Raw genomic sequence first — 19,199 nt, forward strand, 5'->3', positions numbered from 1 at the left:
CAGGGGTGGGCTGGAGCGGCGCGGAGCGACACCACCTGAGGGCTCGGGCGAACGGGGACGTGCGGCGGTCCGTCGAATGGGGAGGACGGCGGTGGCCGACGTTGGCTTGAGCGCGTGCGACACCGGCGGCGGGTCGGCCGTGTCGAGGGCGGCCTTGTGCCGGCGTTCACCGGCTGGTGCCTGAACGCCCTGAGCCATGCCACGGTCCTGGTGTTTTCGAGCTTAGGGGGCGTGGTCGTCGGGGCGCTCGGAGTTGTCCACAGGGGTGGGCACGGGGCTGTCGGGGTTGGGGGTGGTCACCGCGCGGGTGAGGACGGTGGCCCATTCGGTGAGGATTCGGTGGCGGCGGTTGGTGTCGTCGGTCAGGAGGTTGGCCAGGCCCAGGCCGCGGGCGAGGTCGAGGGTGGCTTGGACGGCTTCGCGGACGCCGGGGCGGGATTCGTCCACTCCGAGCGCTGCCACGGCGACGCGGTGGGCTTCGCGGCCGACGTGCGCTTCCAGGGGGACGACCTGGTCCCGTAGCTGGTCGTCGGAGGCGGCGGCGACCCACAGTTGCAGGGCGGCCTTGAAGAGCTTGCCCGAGTACATCTCGCCGATGGTGAGGACGACGAACTCCGTGCGGTCGCGGCCCGCCGGGAGGTCGGGTAGGCCGGACCGCAGGTAGGTGAGGCGCTCGGCGGTGACGTACTCGATGGCGGCCATGAACAGGGCCTCGCGCGTGGGGAAGTGGTGTTGGGTCGCGCCCCGGGACACGCCCGCGCGTTCGGCGACCACCGAGACCGTGCTGCCCGTCCACCCGTGGTCGGCGAGGCAGTCGACGGCGGACTCCAGGAGGCGTTGACGGGTCAGGCGGCTGCGGTCCTGGCGCGGTTCGGTCACTGGGCCCCCTAGTAGGACTTGGGCAGTCCCAGGCTGAACTGCGCCACGAAGTTCAGGATCATCTCGCGGCTCACCGGGGCGATCCGGGACACCCGGGACGCCGCGAGGAGGGCACCGAGACCGTACTCGGTGGCCAGCCCGTTCCCGCCGTGCGTCTGCACGGCGGCGTCGACGGCCTTGACGACGGCCTCCCCGGCGGCGTACTTGGCCATGTTCGCGGCCTCCCCGGCGGCCAGGTCGTCGCCCGCGTCGTAGAGGTGGGCGGCCTTCTGCGTCATGAGCTTGGCCAACTCCAGTTCGATCTTGACTTGGGCGAGCGGGTGGGCGATGGCCTGGTGCGCGCCGATCGGGTCCTTCCAGACCTGTCGGGTCTTGGCGTAGTCGACGGCCTTGTCCAGGGCGTGGCGGCCCATGCCGACGGCGAACGAGGCGGCCATGATCCGTTCGGGGTTGAGCCCGGCGAAGAGTTGCGTGAGGGCGGCGTCCTCGTCGCCGACCAGGGCGTCCGGCGGGAGGGGCACCTGGTCGAGGTGGAGGGTGAACTGGTGGTCGGGGAGGAGGATGTCCATGTCGATGCGCCGGTAGGTGAAGCCGGGGGCGTCGGTGGGGACGATGAAGAGGGCGGGTTTGAGCTTGCCGGTCCGGGCGTCCTCGGTGCGGGCGACGACGAGGACGACGCCGGACTCGTCGACGCAGGAGATGAAGACCTTGTCACCGGAGAGGGTCCAGCCGTCCGGTCGGCGGTGGGCGGTGGTGGTGAGTCGGTGGGCGTTGGACCCGGCTTCGGATTCGGTGATGGCGAAGGCCATGCGTGTGGAACCGTCGGCGAAACCGGGGAGCCACCGTTGTTTTTGCGGGTCGGTACCGAAGCGGGCGATGATCGTGGCGCAGATGGCCGGGGAGAGGACCATTTGCAGGAGGCCGGTGCCCGCGGCGCCCAGTTCCTCGCAGACGGCGGCCAGGTCGCCGATGCCGCCGCCTCCGCCGCCGTACTCCTCGGGGACGTTGACGCCGAGGTAGCCGAGGGCGGCGGCTTCGGCCCACAGCTCGGTGGTGTGCCGGCCGGTGCGGGCGGCGTTGAGGGTGTATTGGGGGCCGTACTTGCGGCCCAGCTCCGCGACTGCGCGCCGCAGCGCCTGCCGCTCGTCAGACTCGGTGAAACTCACGGCTACTCCTTGGTGGGGATGGGGACGGCGGGGCGATGGGGATGGACAGGGTGCGGGTGTGAGGCGCACTGGGGTGGAACGCGCCCGGGGCTGACGAGAGCGCCGAGGACGACCGGGGTTGCGCGGGGATCGGTGAGGCGGGCCGAGGATGGACGGAGCGCGTCGAGGGGCGGCGCGGTGCATCGAAGGCTGATGGAGACAAGGCAGGCGAGGGGCGGTTGGGGAATGGCGACCGGCGAATCGCGCTGGGCATTCCTGCTGTGCCATGGACCGACGAGCGTGACGGGTCGGCGGGGCGTATCGAGGAGGACGGGTGCGCCCGAAGTGGCAGGTGTGCCCGAAGGTTGACGCGGTGCACCCAGGGCCAGCGGAAGCAAGGCAGGCGGAGATCTGCGGCGTGAAAAGCGACCGGCGAATCGCGCCAGACATTCCCGGTCTGCCATGAGCCGACGAGACGCGCAGCCCTCCGCGGGTGCATCGACGAGGGCAGGGCGCGCCCGAAGTGGCGGGTGCGCCAAAGTGTGACGCGGTGCGCCCAGGGCCGATGAATACAAGGCAGGCGGAGATCCGCGGCGTGAAAGACGATCGGCGAATCGCGCCAGGCAATCCCGGTCTGCCATGAGCCGACGAGACGCGCAGCCCTCGGCGGGGGTGCATCGACGAGGACAGGGCGCGCCCGAAGTAGCGGGTGCGCCGAAGGTTGACACGGTGCGCCCAGGGCCAGTGAAAACAAGGCAGGCGGAGATCCGCGGCGTGAAAGACGATCGGCGAATCGCGCCAGGCAATCCCGGTCTGCCACGGACCGACGAGACGTGACGGGTCGGCGGGGCGCGTCTGAGGGGACGGGTGCGCCTGAAGTAGTGGGTGCGTCGAAGGGTGATGCGGTGTCGAGGTCGGGGTGGCGTGCGGGATTGGTGTGTTGCGCGAGGGTGTGCGGCGGTCCGTCGAACGGGGTGGGCGGGGGTTGTTGGTGGTGGCTTGAGCGCGTGTGGGACTGACCGCTGCGGTTGGCAGGGTAGCGGCAAGTTTGGGGAACCGCGTCGGAATCGGCGGTTGTGAATGTTGGGTTGGGAGGGTGCGGGACCTGCCGCAGTTGGAAGGGCAGCGATGGGGTTGCCGAGCAACACCAGGATCGGCTGATGGCTGTTGCTGACGTTGGCCTGGGCGCAGGCGGAACGATCGCCACTCTCGGAATGGGAGTGGCGAGGTTGAGAGAACAACGGCGGGCGCGGACGGGTTGCTGGTGTTGGTTGGTGGGCGTGGGGGAATGACGGCCGGGCTTGAGCGGAGGGCGGGCGCCGACGCTGGGTTGAGGACAGCCAGCGCGGCAGCCATAGTCGGGTGGGCGGAGACGAGGTGACAGCAACGCCGGGGCTGGCTAGGCGAGATCGCCGAAGCTGGCTTCGGGGTGCACGGGAGTGGCCGCCGCGGTTGGGAGGGCGGGGCCGAGGATGGGTGAGCGATTGTTGCCGACGTTGGCTTGAGCGCGTGCGGGAGTGGTTGCCGGGGTGGGGAAGGCGGTGCTGGTGTTGGGGGGCGGCGCTGGGGTTGGGTGGGGGTGGAGTGGGTTGTTGGGGTCATAGGGTTTCGTCGGTTACGACGGCTAGGACTTGGCCGGGGTGTACTTGGTTTCCTACGGCTACGGGCAGTTCGGTGACGACTCCGGTGGTTGGGGCGTCGATGCGGTGTTGCATCTTCATTGCTTCCAGCCACAGGAGGGGTTGGCCCGCGGTGACGTGGGTGCCTGGGGTGACCGCGACTCGGGTTACTGTGCCTGGCATGGGGGCCAGTAGGGAGCCGGCTGGGGTTTGGGTGGTTGGGTCTGGGTGTCTGGGGGGTATGGGGAACGCTGTTGAGCCGTCCGGGGTGTCGATGTGGGACCAGCCGGGGGTTTGGGATATCTGGTAGGTGCGGGTTACTCCGCCGGTCTCGAGGCGGACGAGGTCGGGGGTTGCGGAGATGAGGGTCAGGGGCGGGTGGGTGTCGGTGATGAGACGGCCGCGGTCCAGGCGGTAGTGGACCTCGTGGTCGCCGATGGTCTTCATTTGGGGTTGTGAGGGGACGTTGCGCCAGCCTGAGGGGAGGCGGCCGAGTACGCGGGACTGGGTGCGGTTGGTCGCGGCGTCGGCGAGGGCTGCGGCTAGCGCGCACAAGCCCTCGGCGTCCTGGTTGAGGAGTGGTTCGGTTAGTTCGGGGCGGCGGAGGAAGGTTGTGTTGGCGTCGCCTTCGAGGAAGGTGGCGTGCCTCAGTACCCGCACCAGGAGATCGCGGTTGGTCCGGATTCCGTGCAGTTTTGTTCGCAGGAGAGTGCTGGCGAGGTGTCGTGCGGCTGCTGTCCGAGTTGGGGCCCAGGCGATGACTTTGGCCAACATCGGGTCGTAGCGCGTGCCGACGCCACTTCCCGATTCTACGCCGGAGTCGAGGCGTAGTCCCGATTTTCCGCTACACCCGAAGGTGTGATCGACGTCGGGGACGTGGAAGTGGTGGAGGGTTCCGGTTTGGGGGCGCCAGTCTTGGGCGGGGTCTTCGGCGTAGAGGCGGGCCTCGATGGCGTGGCCGGAACTTGGGGGTGGTTCGGCGGGTAGGTGTTCGCCGTCGGCGATGGCGATTTGGAGTTGGACCAGGTCGAGGCCGGTGACGCACTCGGTAACGGGGTGCTCGACCTGGAGGCGGGTGTTCATCTCCAGGAAGTAGAAGCGCCCGGTGTCGTCGGCGAGGAACTCGACGGTGCCTGCGCCGGTGTAGCCGATGGTGGTCGCTGCGGCGCGTGCGGCGGTGAACAGCCTCTTACGCATACCGCCGATCCGGTCCACCAATGGTGACGGGGACTCCTCCACCACCTTCTGGTGCCGTCGCTGTATAGAGCACTCTCGTTCGCCTACCGCCCACACCGTGCCTTGGGTGTCGGCCATGATTTGGACCTCGATGTGCCTACCGTGTTCCAGGTAGGGCTCGCAGAACACGGTGGGGTCACCGAACGCTGAGGCGGCTTCGGTTCGCGCAGCGGCCAGTTCCGGCTCGAGGTCGTCGAGGGTGCGGACGACGCGCATGCCGCGGCCGCCGCCGCCTGCGGAGGCCTTGATCAGGACGGGGAGGTCGTCGGCGGTGACGTTGTCGAGCCGGGCCAGGACGGGGACGCCCGCGGCGGCCATGAGACGTTTGGACTCGATCTTGGAGCCCATGCGTTCGATGACGTCCGGGGCCGGGCCGATCCAGGTCAGGCCTGCCGCGAGGACGGCGCGGGCGAAGTCGGCGTTCTCGGAGAGGAAGCCGTAGCCGGGGTGGACGGCGTCGGCGTTGGCGGCGCGGGCGGCGGCGACGAGCAGGTCCGCGCGGAGGTAGGTGTCGGCCGGGGCCTCGCCGGGGAGGCGGACGGCGGAGTCGGCCTCGGTGACGTGCGGCTGGTCGGCGTCGGCATCGGAGTGGACGGCGACCGTGGCCAGGCCCAGGGTGCGGGCGGTGCGGAAGACGCGGCGGGCGATCTCGCCGCGGTTGGCGACCAGGATGGAGGTGATCACGGCGGTCACATCCGGAAGACGCCGAAGCCGTCGGCGCCCGCGATTGGTCCGTTGTGGATGGATGACAGGCAGAGGCCCAGGACGGTTCGGGTGTCGCGGGGATCGATGATGCCGTCGTCGTAGAGCATGCCGGAGAGGAACATGGGCAGGGACTCGGCCTCGATCTGGCCCTCGACCATGGCGCGCATGGCGGCGTCGTGCTCCTCGTTGTAGGGCTGGCCGCGGCGTTCGGCGCCTTGGCGCATGACGATGGACAGGACTCCTGCGAGCTGCGCGGGTCCCATGACGGCGGATTTGGCGCTGGGCCAGGCGAAGAGGAAACGCGGGTCGTAGGCGCGGCCGCACATGCCGTAGTGGCCGGCGCCGTAGGAGGATCCGATGAGGACGGAGAGGTGGGGGACCTTGGAGTTGGCGACGGCGTTGATCATCATGGCGCCGTGTTTGATGATGCCGCTCTGTTCGTATTCCTTGCCGACCATGTAGCCGGTTGTGTTGTGCAGGAAGATGAGCGGGGTGTCGGTTTGATTGGCGAGTTGGATGAATTGCGTTGCCTTTTGCGATTCTTCACCGAAGAGGACTCCTCGGGCGTTCGCGAGGATTCCTACCGGATAGCCGTGGAGTTGCGCCCAGCCGGTGACGAGGCTTGTTCCGTAGCGGGGTTTGAATTCGTCGAAGTCTGAGCCGTCGACGACTCTGGCGATGACTTCTCGCGGGTCGAAGGGGATTTTCAGGTCGGCGGGGACGATGCCGAGGAGGTCTTCTTCGTCGTAGCGGGGGTCGGCGTAGTCGCGCGCGGGTTCGGGGCCTTGTTTGCGCCAGTTGAGTCGGGCGATGACGCGGCGGCACAGGCGGATGCCGTCGCGTTCGTCGGTGGCGAGGTAGTCGGCGAGGCCGGAGGTTCGGGCGTGCATCTCGGCGCCGCCCAGGGATTCGTCGTCGGACTCCTCGCCGGTGGCCACTTTGACGAGGGGCGGTCCACCGAGGAAGACCTTGGCGCGGTCGCGGACCATGATGACGTGGTCGGACATTCCGGGGAGATAGGCGCCGCCTGCGGTGGAGTTTCCGAAGACGATGGCGACCGTGGGGATTTTGGCGGCGGATGCGCGGGTGAGGTCGCGGAAGGTGCGGCCGCCGGGGATGAAGATGTCTTTCTGGGTGGGGAGGTCGGCGCCGCCGGATTCGACGAGGCTGATGGTGGGGAGTCGGTTCTGGGCGGCGATGTCGGCGGCGCGGAAGCCTTTGCGCATGCCCCAGGGGTTGATCGCGCCGCCTTTGACGGTGGGGTCGTTGGCGTTGATCACGCATTCGACGCCTTCGATGACGCCGATGCCGGTGACGAGGCTGCCGCCGACCTGGTAGTCGCTGCCCCAGGCGGCGAGCGGGGAGAGTTCGAGGAACGGGGAGTCGGGGTCGAGCAGGAGTTCGACGCGTTCGCGGGCGGTCAGTTTGCCGCGTTCCCGGTGGCGGGCGACGTACTTCTCGCCGCCGCCCGCGACGGCCTTGGCGTGTTCGGCGGTGAGCTGGTCGAGTTTGTCGACCATGGCGGCGTGGTTGTCGTGGAATTCGGGGGTGGTGGTGTCGAGGGACGATCGCATGAGGGTCATGGGCGCGGCTCCGCGGTGTAGCCGAGGCGTTTGGCGGCGAGGGTGGTCATGATTTCGTCGGTGCCGCCGCCGATTCCCAGGATTCGCATGTCCCGGTAGTGGCGTTCCACTTCGGACTCGCGGAGGTAGCCGAGGCCGCCGTGGAGTTGGACGGCGCGGTCGACAACCCAGGTGCCCGCTTCCACGGCGGTGTTCTTGGCGAAGCAGACCTCGGTGGTCACGTCTTCGCCTGCCTGGTGGCGTTGGGCTGTGACGCGCGTGTAGGTTCGGGCGACGTCGACTTTTCTTGTCATTTCGGCGAGGGTGAACTGGACGGATTGGCGGGAGATCAGGGGGCGGCCGAAGGTTTCCCTGGTGCGGCACCAGTCGATGGTCAGGTCGAGGGCGCGTCGGGCGGTGGCGTGGGCCTGGGTGGCGAGGGTCAGGCGTTCGGCGGCGAAGTGGGTGGCTATGTGGGTGAAGCCGGTGTTTTCCCGGCCGATCAGGTTGGCCGCGGGGACTTTGCAGTCCACAAAGGACAGTTCGGCGGTGTCGGAGCAGTGCCAGCCCATTTTTGCCAGGGGTTTGCCGACGGTGAAGCCTGGCGTGCTCTTTTCTATTACCAGCAGGGAGATTCCGCGGGCGCCGGGGCCGCCGGTTCGGACGGCGGTGGTGACGAAGTCGGCGCGGACGCCGGAGGTGATGAAGGTTTTGGCGCCGTTGACGGTGTAGTGGTCGCCGTGGCGGGTGGCGGTGGTGCGCAGGTTGGCGACGTCGGAGCCGCCGTCGGGTTCGGTGATGGCGAGCGCACCGATGGTGGCGCCCGCGAGGGTGGGGCGGGCCCAGCGGTCGATGTGCTCGGGGTTGCCCGCGGCGATGAGGTGCGGGAGGGCGATTCCGCAGGTCAGCAGGGATGCGATGACGCCGCCTGACGCGCCTGCGTGGTGCATTTCCTCGACGACGGTCAGGGCGTCGAGGAGGGTGCCGTCGCCGCCGCCCGCGGATTCGGGAAAGGCCACGCCGAGGAGGCCCAGGGCGGCGGCTTTGCGGTGGAGGTCTCGGGGCAGTTCGCCGTCGCGTTCCCAGGTGTCGAGGTGGGGGCGGATCTCGGTGGTGGTGAACCGGCGGACGGCTTCGCGCAGGTCACGGCGTTCGGGGGTGTCGAAGGGGGTCACAGCAGGGCCTCCGGGACGTCGACGTACCGGGCTCGGAGCCACTCCCCCAGGGCTTTGGCCTGCGGGTCGAAGCGGGTCGAGGCCGCGACGCCTTGGCCGAGGAGGGTGTGGATGACGAAGTTGACGGCGTTGAGGTTGGGGAGGAGGTGCCGCTCGATGGGCAGGTCGGCGGTCTCGGGGAGCAGTGTGCGCAGGCGGTCGGTGGTGAGGGTGTGGACGAGCCAGGGGTAGGCGTCGGGGGTGCGTGCCCAGACGCCGAGGTTGGCGTCGCCGCCTTTGTCGCCGGACCGCGCGCCGAGGATCGTGCCTAGCGGCACGCGGCGGGTCTGGGGAGGCGTGCCGGGGTGACTCGTAGGTGGGGTGTCCGGCTGGGGAGCGGAGTTCGCGTTGCGGGGCGTGGGCTGGGACGGGTTGGTGGGCAACGGCGGCACGGGCTCGCTGTTGGCCGGAGGGGTGGGGATTTGGGCCGGATGGGGGACGGCTCGCTGAACGGCTGCGCTCGTCGGCGGCTGGGCGGTGTCCGCCCGCGGGGGAACGGGATGAGCCAGGGTGGAGGCATCCGGGGTGATGGAGCCTGTTGGCGACTGTGCGGCGGGCAGGGGGACAGCGGGGTCAGCGGCAGGTTGCTGGGTTCCAGCGTCCAATGGCCACTCGGCGGTGACGGCCGGCGGTGCGACGGATTGAGCCGTCTCGGAGGTGGATTGCGGTGCACCAGCGCCCGTCGGTGGCCGGTCGGCGGTGGGCGCAGGAGTGAAGGAAGCAGTGCACGCTGCCAGCTGGGCAGAGACCAAGGAGCGAGCCGGGCCGGTGACGGCATCCCTTGGCGACTGGGTGGTTGCGGGCGACGGAGCGGAGGGAGGAGTTGGGGTGGAGTCAGTTTGGGCGCCGACCTCCGCCGGCGGCTGGGCAGAGGCAAAGGAATGAGCTGGGCCGGCGACGGCGTGGGCGGCGGTCGTTGGTGGCTGGGTGGTGGCGGGTGCGGGGGCGCGGGGAGATGTCGGGGTGGAATTGGCTTGAGCTGCGGGGGTTGGGGCGGTTTCGGGTGGCCATGGGAAGGGGTGGCGGGTGCCGTCGGGAAGTACCGCTGTGTGCGGGATCTGGTGGCGGGGTAGGTAGGCGGGTCGGTAGACGCCGATGGGGGTGGGGTCGGGGGGTGGGGTGGTGAGGGTGAAACCCGGGTAGCTGGCGAGTGCCAGTTCGACCGTGGTGCGGGCGAAGGCTTTGGCTCGGGTGGGGTCTTCGGTGTGGATCGTGGCGTGGAGGAGGGCGCTGGCAGTCTCCTCCGTGGCGGCGTCGGGGTGATCCGTTCTGGCCAGGGTCCAGGTGATGCCGTCGGGACCCAGGGCGCGTTCCACCTGGCGACGGGCCAGGGTGGCCTTTTCCTCGATGTCGAGTCCACAGAGGATGAAGGTCACGCTGTTCTTGAAGCCCGCCAGGGTGTTGACGCAGACCTTGACCGTGTCCGGTGGCGGGGTGCCGCGGACTCCGCTGACTCGAACGCGGTCGGGGCCGTCGGCGGTGAGGGTGACGGTGTCGAGGTGGGTGGTGACGTCGGGGCCTAGGTAGTGGGGGCCTTGGATCTCGTAGAGCAGTTGGGCGGTAACGGTTTCCCGGGTGACCGCGCCGCCGGTGTTGGGGTGTTTGGTGATGACCGAGGTGCCGTCGTCGTGGATTTCGGCTAGGGGGAAGGGCGGGTGGGTTGGGTCGAGTTCGGTGAAGAAGGCGTAGTTGCCGCCGGTGACCTGGGGGCCGCATTCGATGAGGTGGCCCGCGACTGTGGCGCCTGCCAGGCGGTCGTAGTCGGTGGGGTGCCAGCCGAAGTGGGCGGCGGCTGGGCCGACGGTGAGGGAGGCGTCGGTGACGCGGCCGGTGATGACGACGTCGGCGCCCGCGCGGAGGCATTCGGCGATGCCCCAGGCGCCGAGGTAGGCGTTGGCGGTGAGGGCGTCGCCGAGGCCGAGGGAGGCGGCCCGGGGCACCAAGTCGTCGCCTTCGACGTGGGCGACCTTGGCCCGGGTGCCGAGGGCCCGGATGGCGTCGGCGAGGCCCGCCGGGTTGAGGCCGCCCGCGTTCGTGACGATCTTGACGCCGCGGCCGAGGGCCAGGTCGAGGGTGTCCGCCAGCTGGCGCAGGAAGGTTTCGGCGTAGCCGGCGCGGGGGTCCTTGAGGCGTTGGCGGCCGAGGACGAGCATGGTCAGCTCGGCCAGGTAGTCGCCGGTGAGCACGTCGAGGTCGCCGCCGGTCAGCATCTCGTGGACGGCGGTGAAGCGGTCGCCGTAGAAGCCTGAGGCGTTGCCGACGCGGATCACGACCTCGGCCGTCCGGTGCCGGGTGGGCCCGCGAAGGCTTGGGCGATGCGGAGCCAGTGGTGGGCGTCGGCGCCTTCGGATTCGAGGTCGGTGTCGTCGCGGTGGACGCGTTGGGTGACGAGGAGGCAGAAGTCGTGCGCTGACCCGGTGATGCGTTGGGGTGCGCCTTGCGGTCCCCAGGTCCAGGTTTCGCCGTCGGGTGCGGCCAGTTCGACGCGGAACTCGGCGGCGGGGATCGGCAGGGCGCGGGCGAGGTAGGCGAAGTCGCGGGTTCGGACGCCGAGGTGGGCGATGTGCCGGAGGCGGCGGGTGGGCTCCCGTGGGATGTCGAGGGCCGCGGCGACGTCGCCCGCGTGCGCCCAGGTCTCCATGAGGCGGGCGGTGGCCATGGAGGCGGGGCTCATGGGTGGGCCGTACCAGAGCAGTTTCGTGCCCGGGGGCACGTGCGCGAGGGTGTCGGCCAGGCGGTCGCGGCCCGTGCGCCAGGCGGCGAGCAGTTCGGCCGGGTCTCGGGTCGCGCCTTCCTCGGCGCCGCGGTCGACGAAGCCCGTGGGGTCGCCGAGCGCGCGGGTGGCCTCGGCGACGAAGGCGTCGGGGTCGGCGACGAAGGCGTCGGGGTCGGCGGCGGACAGGAGGGCGCGGTCGTCGGTCCACGCGAGGTGTGCGACCTGGTGGGCGATCGTCCAGCGCGCGGCGGGGGTGGGGGTGTGCCAGGCGCGGGCGGGGAGGTCGGTCAGCCAGGCGTCGAGTTCGGCGCCTTCGTCGCGCAGGTCCGCCAGGAGGGCGTGGAGGTCGATCACGGGTCCACGGTGGCACGGGTCACAGCGAATTTTCAAGCATTCGCGCTTGATTGTTTCTCGTCACGCTAGGCCTCCGCGCTGTTACAGTGGTTTTGTTCCGCGCCGGGACCGCCGCGTGTTCGCCCACCGGTCGGCGAATGGTCATTCAAGATCGTCAGGATGGCGGTATGTCGGTGCGGGAGGTTCGGCGGCACGAGCGCGGGGAGCGGTTCGGCGCGGCCATGGCGGCGATCACGCGGCGGCTGCCGTTCGGGCTGAGCCGGGTGGTGCCGCCGAGCCTGCTGGGCTTCGGGGTGATCAACGGGTTCACCTTCGCGGTCGACCTGGCGCTGCTGACGCTGATGCGGAGCGGGTTCGGGTGGCCGTTGCCGGTCAGCATCACGATCGGGTACGTGTTGGCGTTCGGGCTGAGCTTCGTGCTCAACCGCGCCCTGAACTTCCGGTCGCACGCGGACGTCGGCCCGCAGGTCGGCCGGTACGTGGTCGTCGTGACGATCAACTACCTGGCCTGGATCCTCGGCGTCGGCAGCGGCCTGGCGGCACTGGGCGTCGACTACCACCTCGCGCGGGTGGCGGCGGGGGCGTGCGAGGCCGTGTACATGTACGTGTGCATGCGCTGGGTGGTGTTCCGCGAACCTCGCCTGAAGGGGTGACGATAGGGTCCGCGCCATGCGCAGGGTGTTGATCGCGGTCGTGCTGCTGGTCGCCGGGTGCGGGACCGCCGAGTCACCCGCTCCGGCCCCGCCCCCCGTGGCGGCCGCGGACCTGCTGGCGAAGGTGGGGGCGGCGCTGGCCGATCCGTGCGCGCAGCGGGCGAGTGGGCCGGACGGGATTTCCGACCCGTGGACGTGCGAGGACTACGTCGGGCGGGTGAGCGACCTGGTCGCGGCCATGTCGACGGTGCCGGGTGACACCGAGTACGCGCGGCAGGCGGAGCGGCTGCGCGCGGAGGTGGCGGCGTACGCCGACAACCGCTGTGGGGATCCGGGTACGCCGTCGGTGGACGAGTGCGGGGTGGCGTTGGCGAACATCGGGGAGTCGTTGGGGTTCGTGCGGGATGAGGCGACGGCCCGGGCGGGCACCGTCGTCGAGCCGGAACCGACCGAGTAGTCCCGCTTCCCACAAGATCCCCCGGGGCACGCCCCTCCCGCCCTGGGGGCAGGCCCTTGATGCCATCCTATCGGCGCTGGTCAGGGGTTTGGAAGCCGATTTGGCGGGCGGTGGATGGGATGCGGGGATGGGGATAACTCGCGATCTTGCGTACCGGGCGCGGGTGGCCGATTCGCGCTCGGGTCAAACTTGTCGGGCAAGACCCCGCCGCGGCAGAGCAGGTGCAGGTCGGCGAGTTGGCTGGGAGGTTGGATGTCCGAGGTTGGGTTCGAGGAGATCGCCCCGATTGTGCCCGTGGTGGACTTGGACGCGGCGCTGGCGCGGTATCGGGCGTTGGGGTTCGAGGCCGACGCCTACACCGGTGGGGCCAGGTACGGGTTTGTGCGGCGGGGAAAGGTTTCGCTGCATTTGACCGAGTGGGCGGAGCACGATCCGAAGAGCACCGCGTCCGCCGTCTACCTCTATGTCTCGGATGCCGACGCGGTGCACGCCGAGTGGGCGGGTTCCGGGGTCGAGGGGCGGTTGACGGCGCCCCAGGACACCGACTACGGGTTGCGGGAGTTCGCGTTCGTCGACGTGGATGGGACTTTGCACCGGGTTGGGTCACGCGCGCAGGTCTGAGCGGGTGCGGTGGGATTCGGTTACCTGATCCAGGCCCCAGTCGAGTTCCTCGCCCAGGAAGGCGGCGCGGTGGTCGACGACGGCCTCGCCCAGGAGGGCGGTGGGGAGCTTCGACGTGGTGAGGCGGTTCAAGGCCTCCCAAGGGGTTCTGGCGAGGTCACCGGTTTGCTTGTTCTCGGCGGGCAGCGGTAGCCGCTCCTCCACGCCGGAGAGGCCGGAGGCCAGCAGGGCCGCCACGACGAGGTGCGGCTGGGCGTCGGCGCCCGCGAACCGGGCCTCCATCCGCAGGGACGGGCCGTAGCCGGTGATGCGGATGGCGGCCGTGCGGTCGTCGACGGCCCAGCGCACCGACCTCGGGGAGAAGGGGCCGGTGCGCAGTCGGACGTAGGAGTTCCAGGTGGGGGCCCAGAACGCGGTCAGGTCGGGGGCCGCGCGGAGGATGCCCGCGAGGAAGTGGCCGAAGACGGTGGAGAGTTGGCCGGGGCGGTCGCCGGGGACCTGGGAGACGCCCGATGGGTCCGAAATGGACAGGTGGACGTGGCAGGAGCCGCCGGTGCCGGGGGCTTCGGACGCCAGGTAGCCCGCCCGGAGGCCGTGTGCGGCGGCGGTTCGGCGGATGACCAGCTGGTGGAGCATGGCGTCGTCGCAGGCGGCCAGGGCGTCGCGGTGGCGCTGGACTACCTCGTACTGCCCGGGGTGGCACTCGCCGCGGGCGGATTCCACGCCGAGGCCGAGGGTGTCGACGGCGGTGTGGACGTCGGCCAGCAGACCGGACAGGGGCGACAGGGCCCCGACGGCGTAGTCGAGGCCCGCGGTGGTCAGGGGGGTGCCGTCGGGGCGGGTGAAGGTGACCTCGTGCTCGATGCCGATGGAGGGCACGAGGTCGTGCTTCTCGGCTGCCACCAACTGGTCTCGCAGCGTCGTGCGCGGGGCCTCGGGCACGGGTCTGCCGTCCGGCCACTCGACGTCGCAGACGACCTGCCAGCGGGTGGGGCCGTCGGGGGTGAGGGTGGCCAGGTCGGGGCGGAGGCGGAGGTCGCCGTAGCCGCCGAGGAACTGGTCCACGGCGGGGGCGTTGACGGCTTCGCGTTCCGGGTTCCAGCCGAGGACGTACGAGCACATGCCGTAGCCGGTCGACAGGACGGTGTCCACGAAGAAGTTCGCGTCCAGTTCCACCGCGGCGAACCGGGCGTGCGGGTCCGGCACGAGGCACACCACGCGCCGGACCTCGCCCTTGGCGACGGCGCCGCGCAGGGCGCCCGACAGCGAAGTCGCGGCCTGGGCCCGCGCGGCGAGGGTGCGCGGGCCCACTGGTCGCGCGTGGTCGATGGCGGTCACCAGGCACCTTCCGGGTCGGGCGCGGCGAGCGGGTTCGAGGCGCGGCCGAAGCGCACGTCGAACTCGTCGTCGCGTTCGACCTTGTCGAATCCCTGGCCCGCGAGGTGTTCGCGGTTGAGGCAGACGCGTTCGACCTCGGGGGCGAACAGTGCGCAGGCGTCGAAGCGGGCGGCGGTTTCCGGGTGCGCGTCGCGGTAGGCGGAGACGACCTCGCGGACCAGGGTCCACAGGCGGGGGCGCGGGAAGCCGAGTTCGTCGTCCAGGATCTCCGCCAGGAACCGGAGTTGGCCCGCGAAGACGGAGCTGAACAGGGACTGCGCGAGCAGGTGCGGCGGCCAGCGCAGCATGTCGGCGCGCGCGGCGGGGCCGAGCAGGTCGTAGGCGGGCACGGGTTCGTCGAGCAGGTCGACGCCCTGGGCGAAGTCCTTGATGGCGACGTGCTTGGGTCTGCCGCGCTGGTCGGTGACCAGGATGAGGTTCTGGCCGTGCGGGCAGAAGCCGACGCCGTGGGCGAGCAGCCAGTGCAGCAGCGGGGTGAGGAGCAGGTCCAGCAACCGCCGCGTCCAGTCCTCAGTGGACATGCCGGAGGAGCTGACGAGGTGGGCCAGCACGGAGCCGTCGGTGCCGCGGTAGGGCAGGGCGGCGAAGGAGATGGCCTGTTCGCCGTCGGCGAGGCGGGTTCGGATGGGTTCGCGCCACAGGGCGCCGAGTGTCTCGTGGAAGCGGTAGGGCAGTTCCTCGATGGCGCCGAGCAGGGGGTGGCGCACCGAGACGCTGGCGATCTCGCCGAGCAGGTCGAAGCGGTAGCGGTCGCGCAGCAGCTCGTCGCTCTGGTAGACGGCCCGCAGCCAGGTCGTCACCTCGGGCGCGGCCAGGGTCGCCGCCGACGCCAGTCCCCGGTACACCAGGGTGTTGCGCACCGACAGCGCGGTCTTCACGTCGTAGCGGGTCGGGTGGGAGGCGTTGGCCAGGGTCCGGACGGTCTGGTGTGGACGGTAGCGGTCCGTGCTCTCCCCCACCGGCACGACGACGCCGGTGGCCAGTTCCCTGGCGTACAGGGTGCCCACGACCTCGTCGAGCTGCCACGGGTGCACGGGCATCAGCACGTAGCTCGCCGGGTCGGTCAGCTTCGCCCGGAACGCGGCCAGCTTGGCCGCGCCCAGTTCGCCGACCAGCAGCTTCTCCTCGGTCAGCGTGGACACGCAGCGGAAGCTCGCGTGGTCGCGGTGCACCGCGATCCACGGCAGCGCGAACCCGGCGCCCGATTCCGGCGCGTACCGGGCGCGGTCGTGGGCGGAGAAGCCGACCCGGCCCTTGTTGAGCACGAGCCGGGGGTGGCCGGTGAGGTGCCCGTCCGCCTCGTCGTAGTCCATTTTGGACAGCTCGGCGGCGGTCGGGGCGTCGGCGAGCCGGGCGGCCTCGTTGGTGACGGTCGCGGTGAGCTCGGCGAGCACGTCGGCCAGCCGCAGGCCGGTGAGGCCCAGTTCGGTGCGGGCGTCGACGACCAGGGTGCGCGGGTCGTCGGCCGGTTCGCCGTCGCGGGTCGCGCTGCCCGCGCGCACGGCCCAGGAGTCGAAGGCGCCGCGCCGCGCGGTGAACCGGTAGACCGCCCCGCCCACCAGTTCCAGCCGCCAGGCGCCGTCGCCCTCCGGTTCGGGCCGCAACAGGCCCTCGTAGCTCAGCTCGCCGAGCATCTTGTGCACCACCAGCGCACCGGCGTCCCGCCATGCGGTCGTCACGTCGCCCTCCATCGCTGTGTCGCCAATCCGAACGTCGTGAACGCGGTGCGCTCGGGCAGCGGGTGGACCGCCCGCCCGCACACGGCGTTGAGGATGGTCGCCGCGCGCCAGGCGGCGAGGCCGAGGTCGGGGGCGCCGACGCCGTGCGTGTGCCGCTCGGCGTTCTGCGCGTACACCGCGCCGGTGATGTCGGGCCGCAGGCCGACGCGGAACTCGGCGTCGACGGTGTGGCGGCCCGCGTGGTCGCGGGGGCCGAGGAGCGGGCCGAGGAGGGCGTGGAGGTCGCGTTCGGCGTAGCCGGTGGCGCAGACGACGGCGTCGGTGCGGGCGGTGGCCGTCGCGCCTTGGTGGGTGTGGCGCAGGTCGAGGTCGACGCGGCCGTCCGCGCGGCGGGCGGAGGTGACCTCGATGCCGGGGGTGAGGGTGACGTCGGGCCAGCCGCCGCCGACGGTGCGCCGGTAGAGCTCGTCGTGGATCTCGGCGAGGGTGTCGGCGCTGATGGCCTTGTAGAGCTGCCACTGGGCGGGGACCAGGGCGTCGCGGGTGGGTTCGGGGAGGGTGTGGAAGTAGCGGGTGTAGTCGGGGGTGAAGTGTTCGAGCCCGAGTTTGGAGTACTCCATGGGCGCGAAGGCGGGGGTGCGGGTGAGCCAGCGAAGCCCACCGCCGCGTCTGCGTAAGAGGTCGAGGAAGACCTCCGCGCCTGATTGGCCTGACCCGACCACGGTGACGTCGTCTAGCCCTAGGAGCTCGTCTCGCACGGTGAGGTAGTCCGCCGAGTGGTGGGCCACTTCGGCCAAGGGCGCCGGTAAGACCGGTTCGGTGCCGATACCGATGACGACGTTGTGCGTTAAGAGGGTGTCGTTCTGGGTGGTGACCTCGAAGAGCTCCTCGTCGGCCGACCACTCCACGGCGACTACCTCCTGCCCGAAGGCGCACGACGGAAGGCGTTCAGCCGCCCAGCGGCAGTAGTCGTCGTACTCGGCGCGGGGGATGTGGAAGCGCTCGGTGAAGTAGAAGGGGAAGAGGCGGTCGCGGTGGCGTAGGTAGTTGAGGAACGACAGGGGGTTGGTGGGGTCCACGAGGGTGACCAGGTCGGCGAGGAACGGCACCTGCAGGGTGGTGCCGTCGATGAGCAGACCGGGGTGCCAGCGGAAGTCGGGGCGGCGGTCGAGGAACCGCGCGCGGAAACCGTCGACCCGCGACGCGAGCGCCGCGAGCGACAGGTTGAACGGGCCGATGCCGACCCCGACGAGGTCTAGCGGCACCGGTCCGCCTTTTCCGCGACCAGATCCAGCAGGGGCAGGTAGTCGGCCGGGGTGGCGTGTGGGTGCAAGAGAGTCAGTTTGAGCCACAACGCGGTACCGGTCGGGGTGCGCAGGGTTGCCCTACCGAGCACGGCGGCGCCGTCGTCGAGGAGGGCACGGCGGACCGCGGCGACCAGTTCGTCGCCCTCTTCGGGAGGGAGGTCGTCCGCGGCGGTGGGGCGAAGCAGGACTGTCGAGAGAGAGGGCGCTGCCCAGAGTCGTAGTGCGGGGTGGTCGGCGACGGCGCGCGCGACGGCGGCGGCGTTCTCGCAGCAGCGGTCGACGAGCAGGCCCAGGCCCGATGTGCCGAGGGCGCGGGTGGTGACGACGATCTTGAAGGCGTCCGGGCGGCGGGAGGTGCGCAGGGAGCGGCCGAGCAGGTCGGGGAGCCCGGCCTCGGTGTCGTCGACGGCGTTGAGGTAGTCGGCGTTGGTGTCCAGGAGCGCGGTGAGGGAGCGGTCGCGGCAGACGAGGATGCCCGCGGCGATCGGCTGCCACCCGAGTTTGTGCAGGTCGAGGGCGATGGAGTCGGCCCGGTCGAGTCCCTTGACGGCGAGCGCGCGGTGGCGGCTGAAGAGGAGGGCGCCGCCGTACGCGGCGTCGACGTGCAGCCAGGCGCCCGCGGCGCGGGTGAGGTCGGCGATCTCGGTGAGCGGGTCGATGGCGCCCGAGTTGGTGGTGCCCGCGGTGGCCACTACGACGGCGGGTCGGCGCAGTTCGGCGAGGGTGGCGGCGAGCGCACCGAGGTCGATGCGGTCGTCGGTGGTCGCGACCGGGACGGGTTTGGGCAGGCCGAGGAGCCAGGCGGCGCGGGCGACGCTGTGGTGGGCGTTGTCACCGCTGACGACGACGGTGTCGGCGCCGAGGGTCTCGCGAGCCAGCAGGAGGGCGGTCAGGTTGGACTCGGTGCCGCCGCTGGTGATCAGCGCGTCGGGCCGGTCGGCGGACGGGTACGCCAGGCGGGCGAGGTCGTCGGCGAGCGCGCGTTCGATGGCGCTGGCGGCGGGGGCCTGGTCCCAGGAGTCCATGGACGGGTTGAGGACGCTGGCCACCAGATCCGCGGCGGCGGCGACGGCCAGCGGCGGGCAGTGCAGGTGGGCGGCGCACCAGGGGTCGACCGGGTCGGCGGAGCCCGCGGCCAGGATCGCGCTCAGCTCGGCGATGGCAGCTTCGGCGCCGATGCCCTCGACGGGCAGTGCGGGCAGGTCGGCGATGGCCGCGTCCGCGGCGGTCGGGCCGCCCGCGGGGATGGGGCCGCCGCGGTCGCGGACCCCCTCGGCCAGGGCGGCGAGCGCGACGGTGACCAGCTCCCCCACCGTCTCGCTCCCCGCCAACGCGGCGGCGGGGGTCTCCCGCACTCGCGGAACCCAGTCGAGGCCGTTAGCCCGCACCAGACCATCCCTTCTTAGGTTTGCCTATCCTTACTAAGATAGCCGGCGATCACCTCCCACGGTCGAGCGACACCTGTCCATACTTGGGATCTTGCTTGGCTCGCGCGCTCCGCGCCAGGGTCCGGGCAGGTCAAAAGCCCGGACGGTGGGTGGTTCCGCACGTCCGGGCGTCCAATCCGGACGGCGCGACCGGGCTGTACGTCCACACGAACGGGTGGCCGTGACCGAGTCTTGTCACGGCGAGTGGAAACCCGGGACCGCTGTCG

Annotated in this window: 14 protein-coding genes; 3 read left to right on the forward strand and 11 right to left on the reverse strand. The window is 70.8% G+C overall.

Annotated features, from left to right (window positions below; genetic code table 11):
• Window positions 1-222: 222 nt before the first annotated feature.
• The 7 genes from V5P93_RS29610 to V5P93_RS29640 form a co-directional block, all read right to left on the reverse strand.
• The gene (locus tag V5P93_RS29610) at window positions 223-879 is read right to left on the reverse strand and encodes a TetR/AcrR family transcriptional regulator (protein WP_104481796.1); all 657 of its coding nucleotides are present in this window, start codon (window positions 877-879) and stop codon (window positions 223-225) included.
• An 8-nt stretch (window positions 880-887) separates the two neighbouring features.
• Window positions 888-2,045, reverse strand: coding sequence for an acyl-CoA dehydrogenase family protein (locus V5P93_RS29615; RefSeq protein ID WP_104481795.1), 1,158 nt, complete (start codon window positions 2,043-2,045; stop codon window positions 888-890).
• 1,577 nt (window positions 2,046-3,622) lie between these two features.
• Window positions 3,623-5,563 (reverse strand): biotin carboxylase N-terminal domain-containing protein, encoded by a 1,941-nt coding sequence (locus tag V5P93_RS29620; RefSeq protein WP_104481822.1) that lies wholly within the window; start codon window positions 5,561-5,563, stop codon window positions 3,623-3,625.
• Window positions 5,564-5,568: 5 nt separating this feature from the next.
• Window positions 5,569-7,167: an acyl-CoA carboxylase subunit beta gene (locus V5P93_RS29625; protein ID WP_104481794.1), complete on the reverse strand. Its 1,599-nt coding sequence runs from the start codon at window positions 7,165-7,167 to the stop codon at window positions 5,569-5,571.
• Window positions 7,164-8,321 carry an acyl-CoA dehydrogenase family protein gene (locus V5P93_RS29630; RefSeq protein WP_104481793.1) on the reverse strand — a complete coding sequence of 386 codons (1,158 nt, stop codon included), beginning with the start codon at window positions 8,319-8,321 and terminating at the stop codon, window positions 7,164-7,166. Before V5P93_RS29630 ends, V5P93_RS29625 begins: the two co-directional genes overlap by 4 nt.
• Window positions 8,318-10,630, reverse strand: coding sequence for an acyclic terpene utilization AtuA family protein (locus V5P93_RS29635; RefSeq protein ID WP_245931590.1), 2,313 nt, complete (start codon window positions 10,628-10,630; stop codon window positions 8,318-8,320). Before V5P93_RS29635 ends, V5P93_RS29630 begins: the two co-directional genes overlap by 4 nt.
• The gene (locus tag V5P93_RS29640; protein ID WP_104481792.1) at window positions 10,627-11,430 is read right to left on the reverse strand and encodes a TIGR03084 family metal-binding protein; all 804 of its coding nucleotides are present in this window, start codon (window positions 11,428-11,430) and stop codon (window positions 10,627-10,629) included. Before V5P93_RS29640 ends, V5P93_RS29635 begins: the two co-directional genes overlap by 4 nt.
• Window positions 11,431-11,597: 167 nt before the next feature.
• Between V5P93_RS29640 and V5P93_RS29645 the strand changes: the two genes are divergently transcribed.
• The 3 genes from V5P93_RS29645 (at window position 11,598) to V5P93_RS29655 (ending at window position 13,161) form a co-directional block, all read left to right on the forward strand.
• The gene (locus V5P93_RS29645; RefSeq protein WP_104481791.1) at window positions 11,598-12,083 is read left to right on the forward strand and encodes a GtrA family protein; all 486 of its coding nucleotides are present in this window, start codon (window positions 11,598-11,600) and stop codon (window positions 12,081-12,083) included.
• Between the two features lie 16 nt (window positions 12,084-12,099).
• Entirely contained in the window at window positions 12,100-12,540 is a 441-nt protein-coding gene (locus V5P93_RS29650) for a hypothetical protein (RefSeq protein ID WP_104481790.1), read from the forward strand.
• 252 nt (window positions 12,541-12,792) lie between these two features.
• Window positions 12,793-13,161 carry a VOC family protein gene (locus V5P93_RS29655; protein ID WP_104481789.1) on the forward strand — a complete coding sequence of 123 codons (369 nt, stop codon included), beginning with the start codon at window positions 12,793-12,795 and terminating at the stop codon, window positions 13,159-13,161.
• On the opposite strand, the gene V5P93_RS29660 is transcribed toward V5P93_RS29655, so the two are convergent.
• The 4 genes from V5P93_RS29660 to V5P93_RS29675 are packed head-to-tail and all read right to left on the reverse strand — an operon-like array spanning window position 13,144 to window position 18,900.
• On the reverse strand, window positions 13,144-14,499 hold the full coding sequence (locus V5P93_RS29660; protein WP_104481788.1) for a glutamine synthetase: 1,356 nt from the start codon (window positions 14,497-14,499) through the stop codon (window positions 13,144-13,146). The genes V5P93_RS29655 and V5P93_RS29660 overlap by 18 nt on opposite strands.
• A complete protein-coding gene (locus tag V5P93_RS29665; protein WP_104481787.1) occupies window positions 14,496-16,250 on the reverse strand; it encodes an IucA/IucC family siderophore biosynthesis protein in 1,755 nt (584 codons plus the stop codon). Before V5P93_RS29665 ends, V5P93_RS29660 begins: the two co-directional genes overlap by 4 nt.
• Window positions 16,235-17,503, reverse strand: coding sequence for a lysine N(6)-hydroxylase/L-ornithine N(5)-oxygenase family protein (locus tag V5P93_RS29670; RefSeq protein WP_104481786.1), 1,269 nt, complete (start codon window positions 17,501-17,503; stop codon window positions 16,235-16,237). Before V5P93_RS29670 ends, V5P93_RS29665 begins: the two co-directional genes overlap by 16 nt.
• Window positions 17,494-18,900, reverse strand: a complete 1,407-nt coding sequence (locus V5P93_RS29675; RefSeq protein WP_245931589.1) for an aminotransferase class V-fold PLP-dependent enzyme — start codon at window positions 18,898-18,900, stop codon at window positions 17,494-17,496. Before V5P93_RS29675 ends, V5P93_RS29670 begins: the two co-directional genes overlap by 10 nt.
• Window positions 18,901-19,199: the final 299 nt, after the last annotated feature.

Source organism: Actinokineospora auranticolor (genome assembly GCF_041897805.1).
Taxonomy (GTDB): Bacteria; Actinomycetota; Actinomycetes; order Mycobacteriales; family Pseudonocardiaceae; genus Actinokineospora; species Actinokineospora auranticolor.

What these genes read in the sequence shown, in the direction of transcription:
- V5P93_RS29625 (WP_104481794.1), bottom strand. Translation starts at nt 7,167, where the DNA reads ATGACCCTCATGCGATCGTCCCTCGACACCACCACCCCCGAATTCCAC.
- V5P93_RS29655 (WP_104481789.1), top strand. Translation starts at nt 12,793, where the DNA reads ATGTCCGAGGTTGGGTTCGAGGAGATCGCCCCGATTGTGCCCGTGGTG.
- V5P93_RS29650 (WP_104481790.1), top strand. Translation starts at nt 12,100, where the DNA reads ATGCGCAGGGTGTTGATCGCGGTCGTGCTGCTGGTCGCCGGGTGCGGG.
- V5P93_RS29645 (WP_104481791.1), top strand. Translation starts at nt 11,598, where the DNA reads ATGTCGGTGCGGGAGGTTCGGCGGCACGAGCGCGGGGAGCGGTTCGGC.
- V5P93_RS29665 (WP_104481787.1), bottom strand. Translation starts at nt 16,250, where the DNA reads ATGGAGGGCGACGTGACGACCGCATGGCGGGACGCCGGTGCGCTGGTG.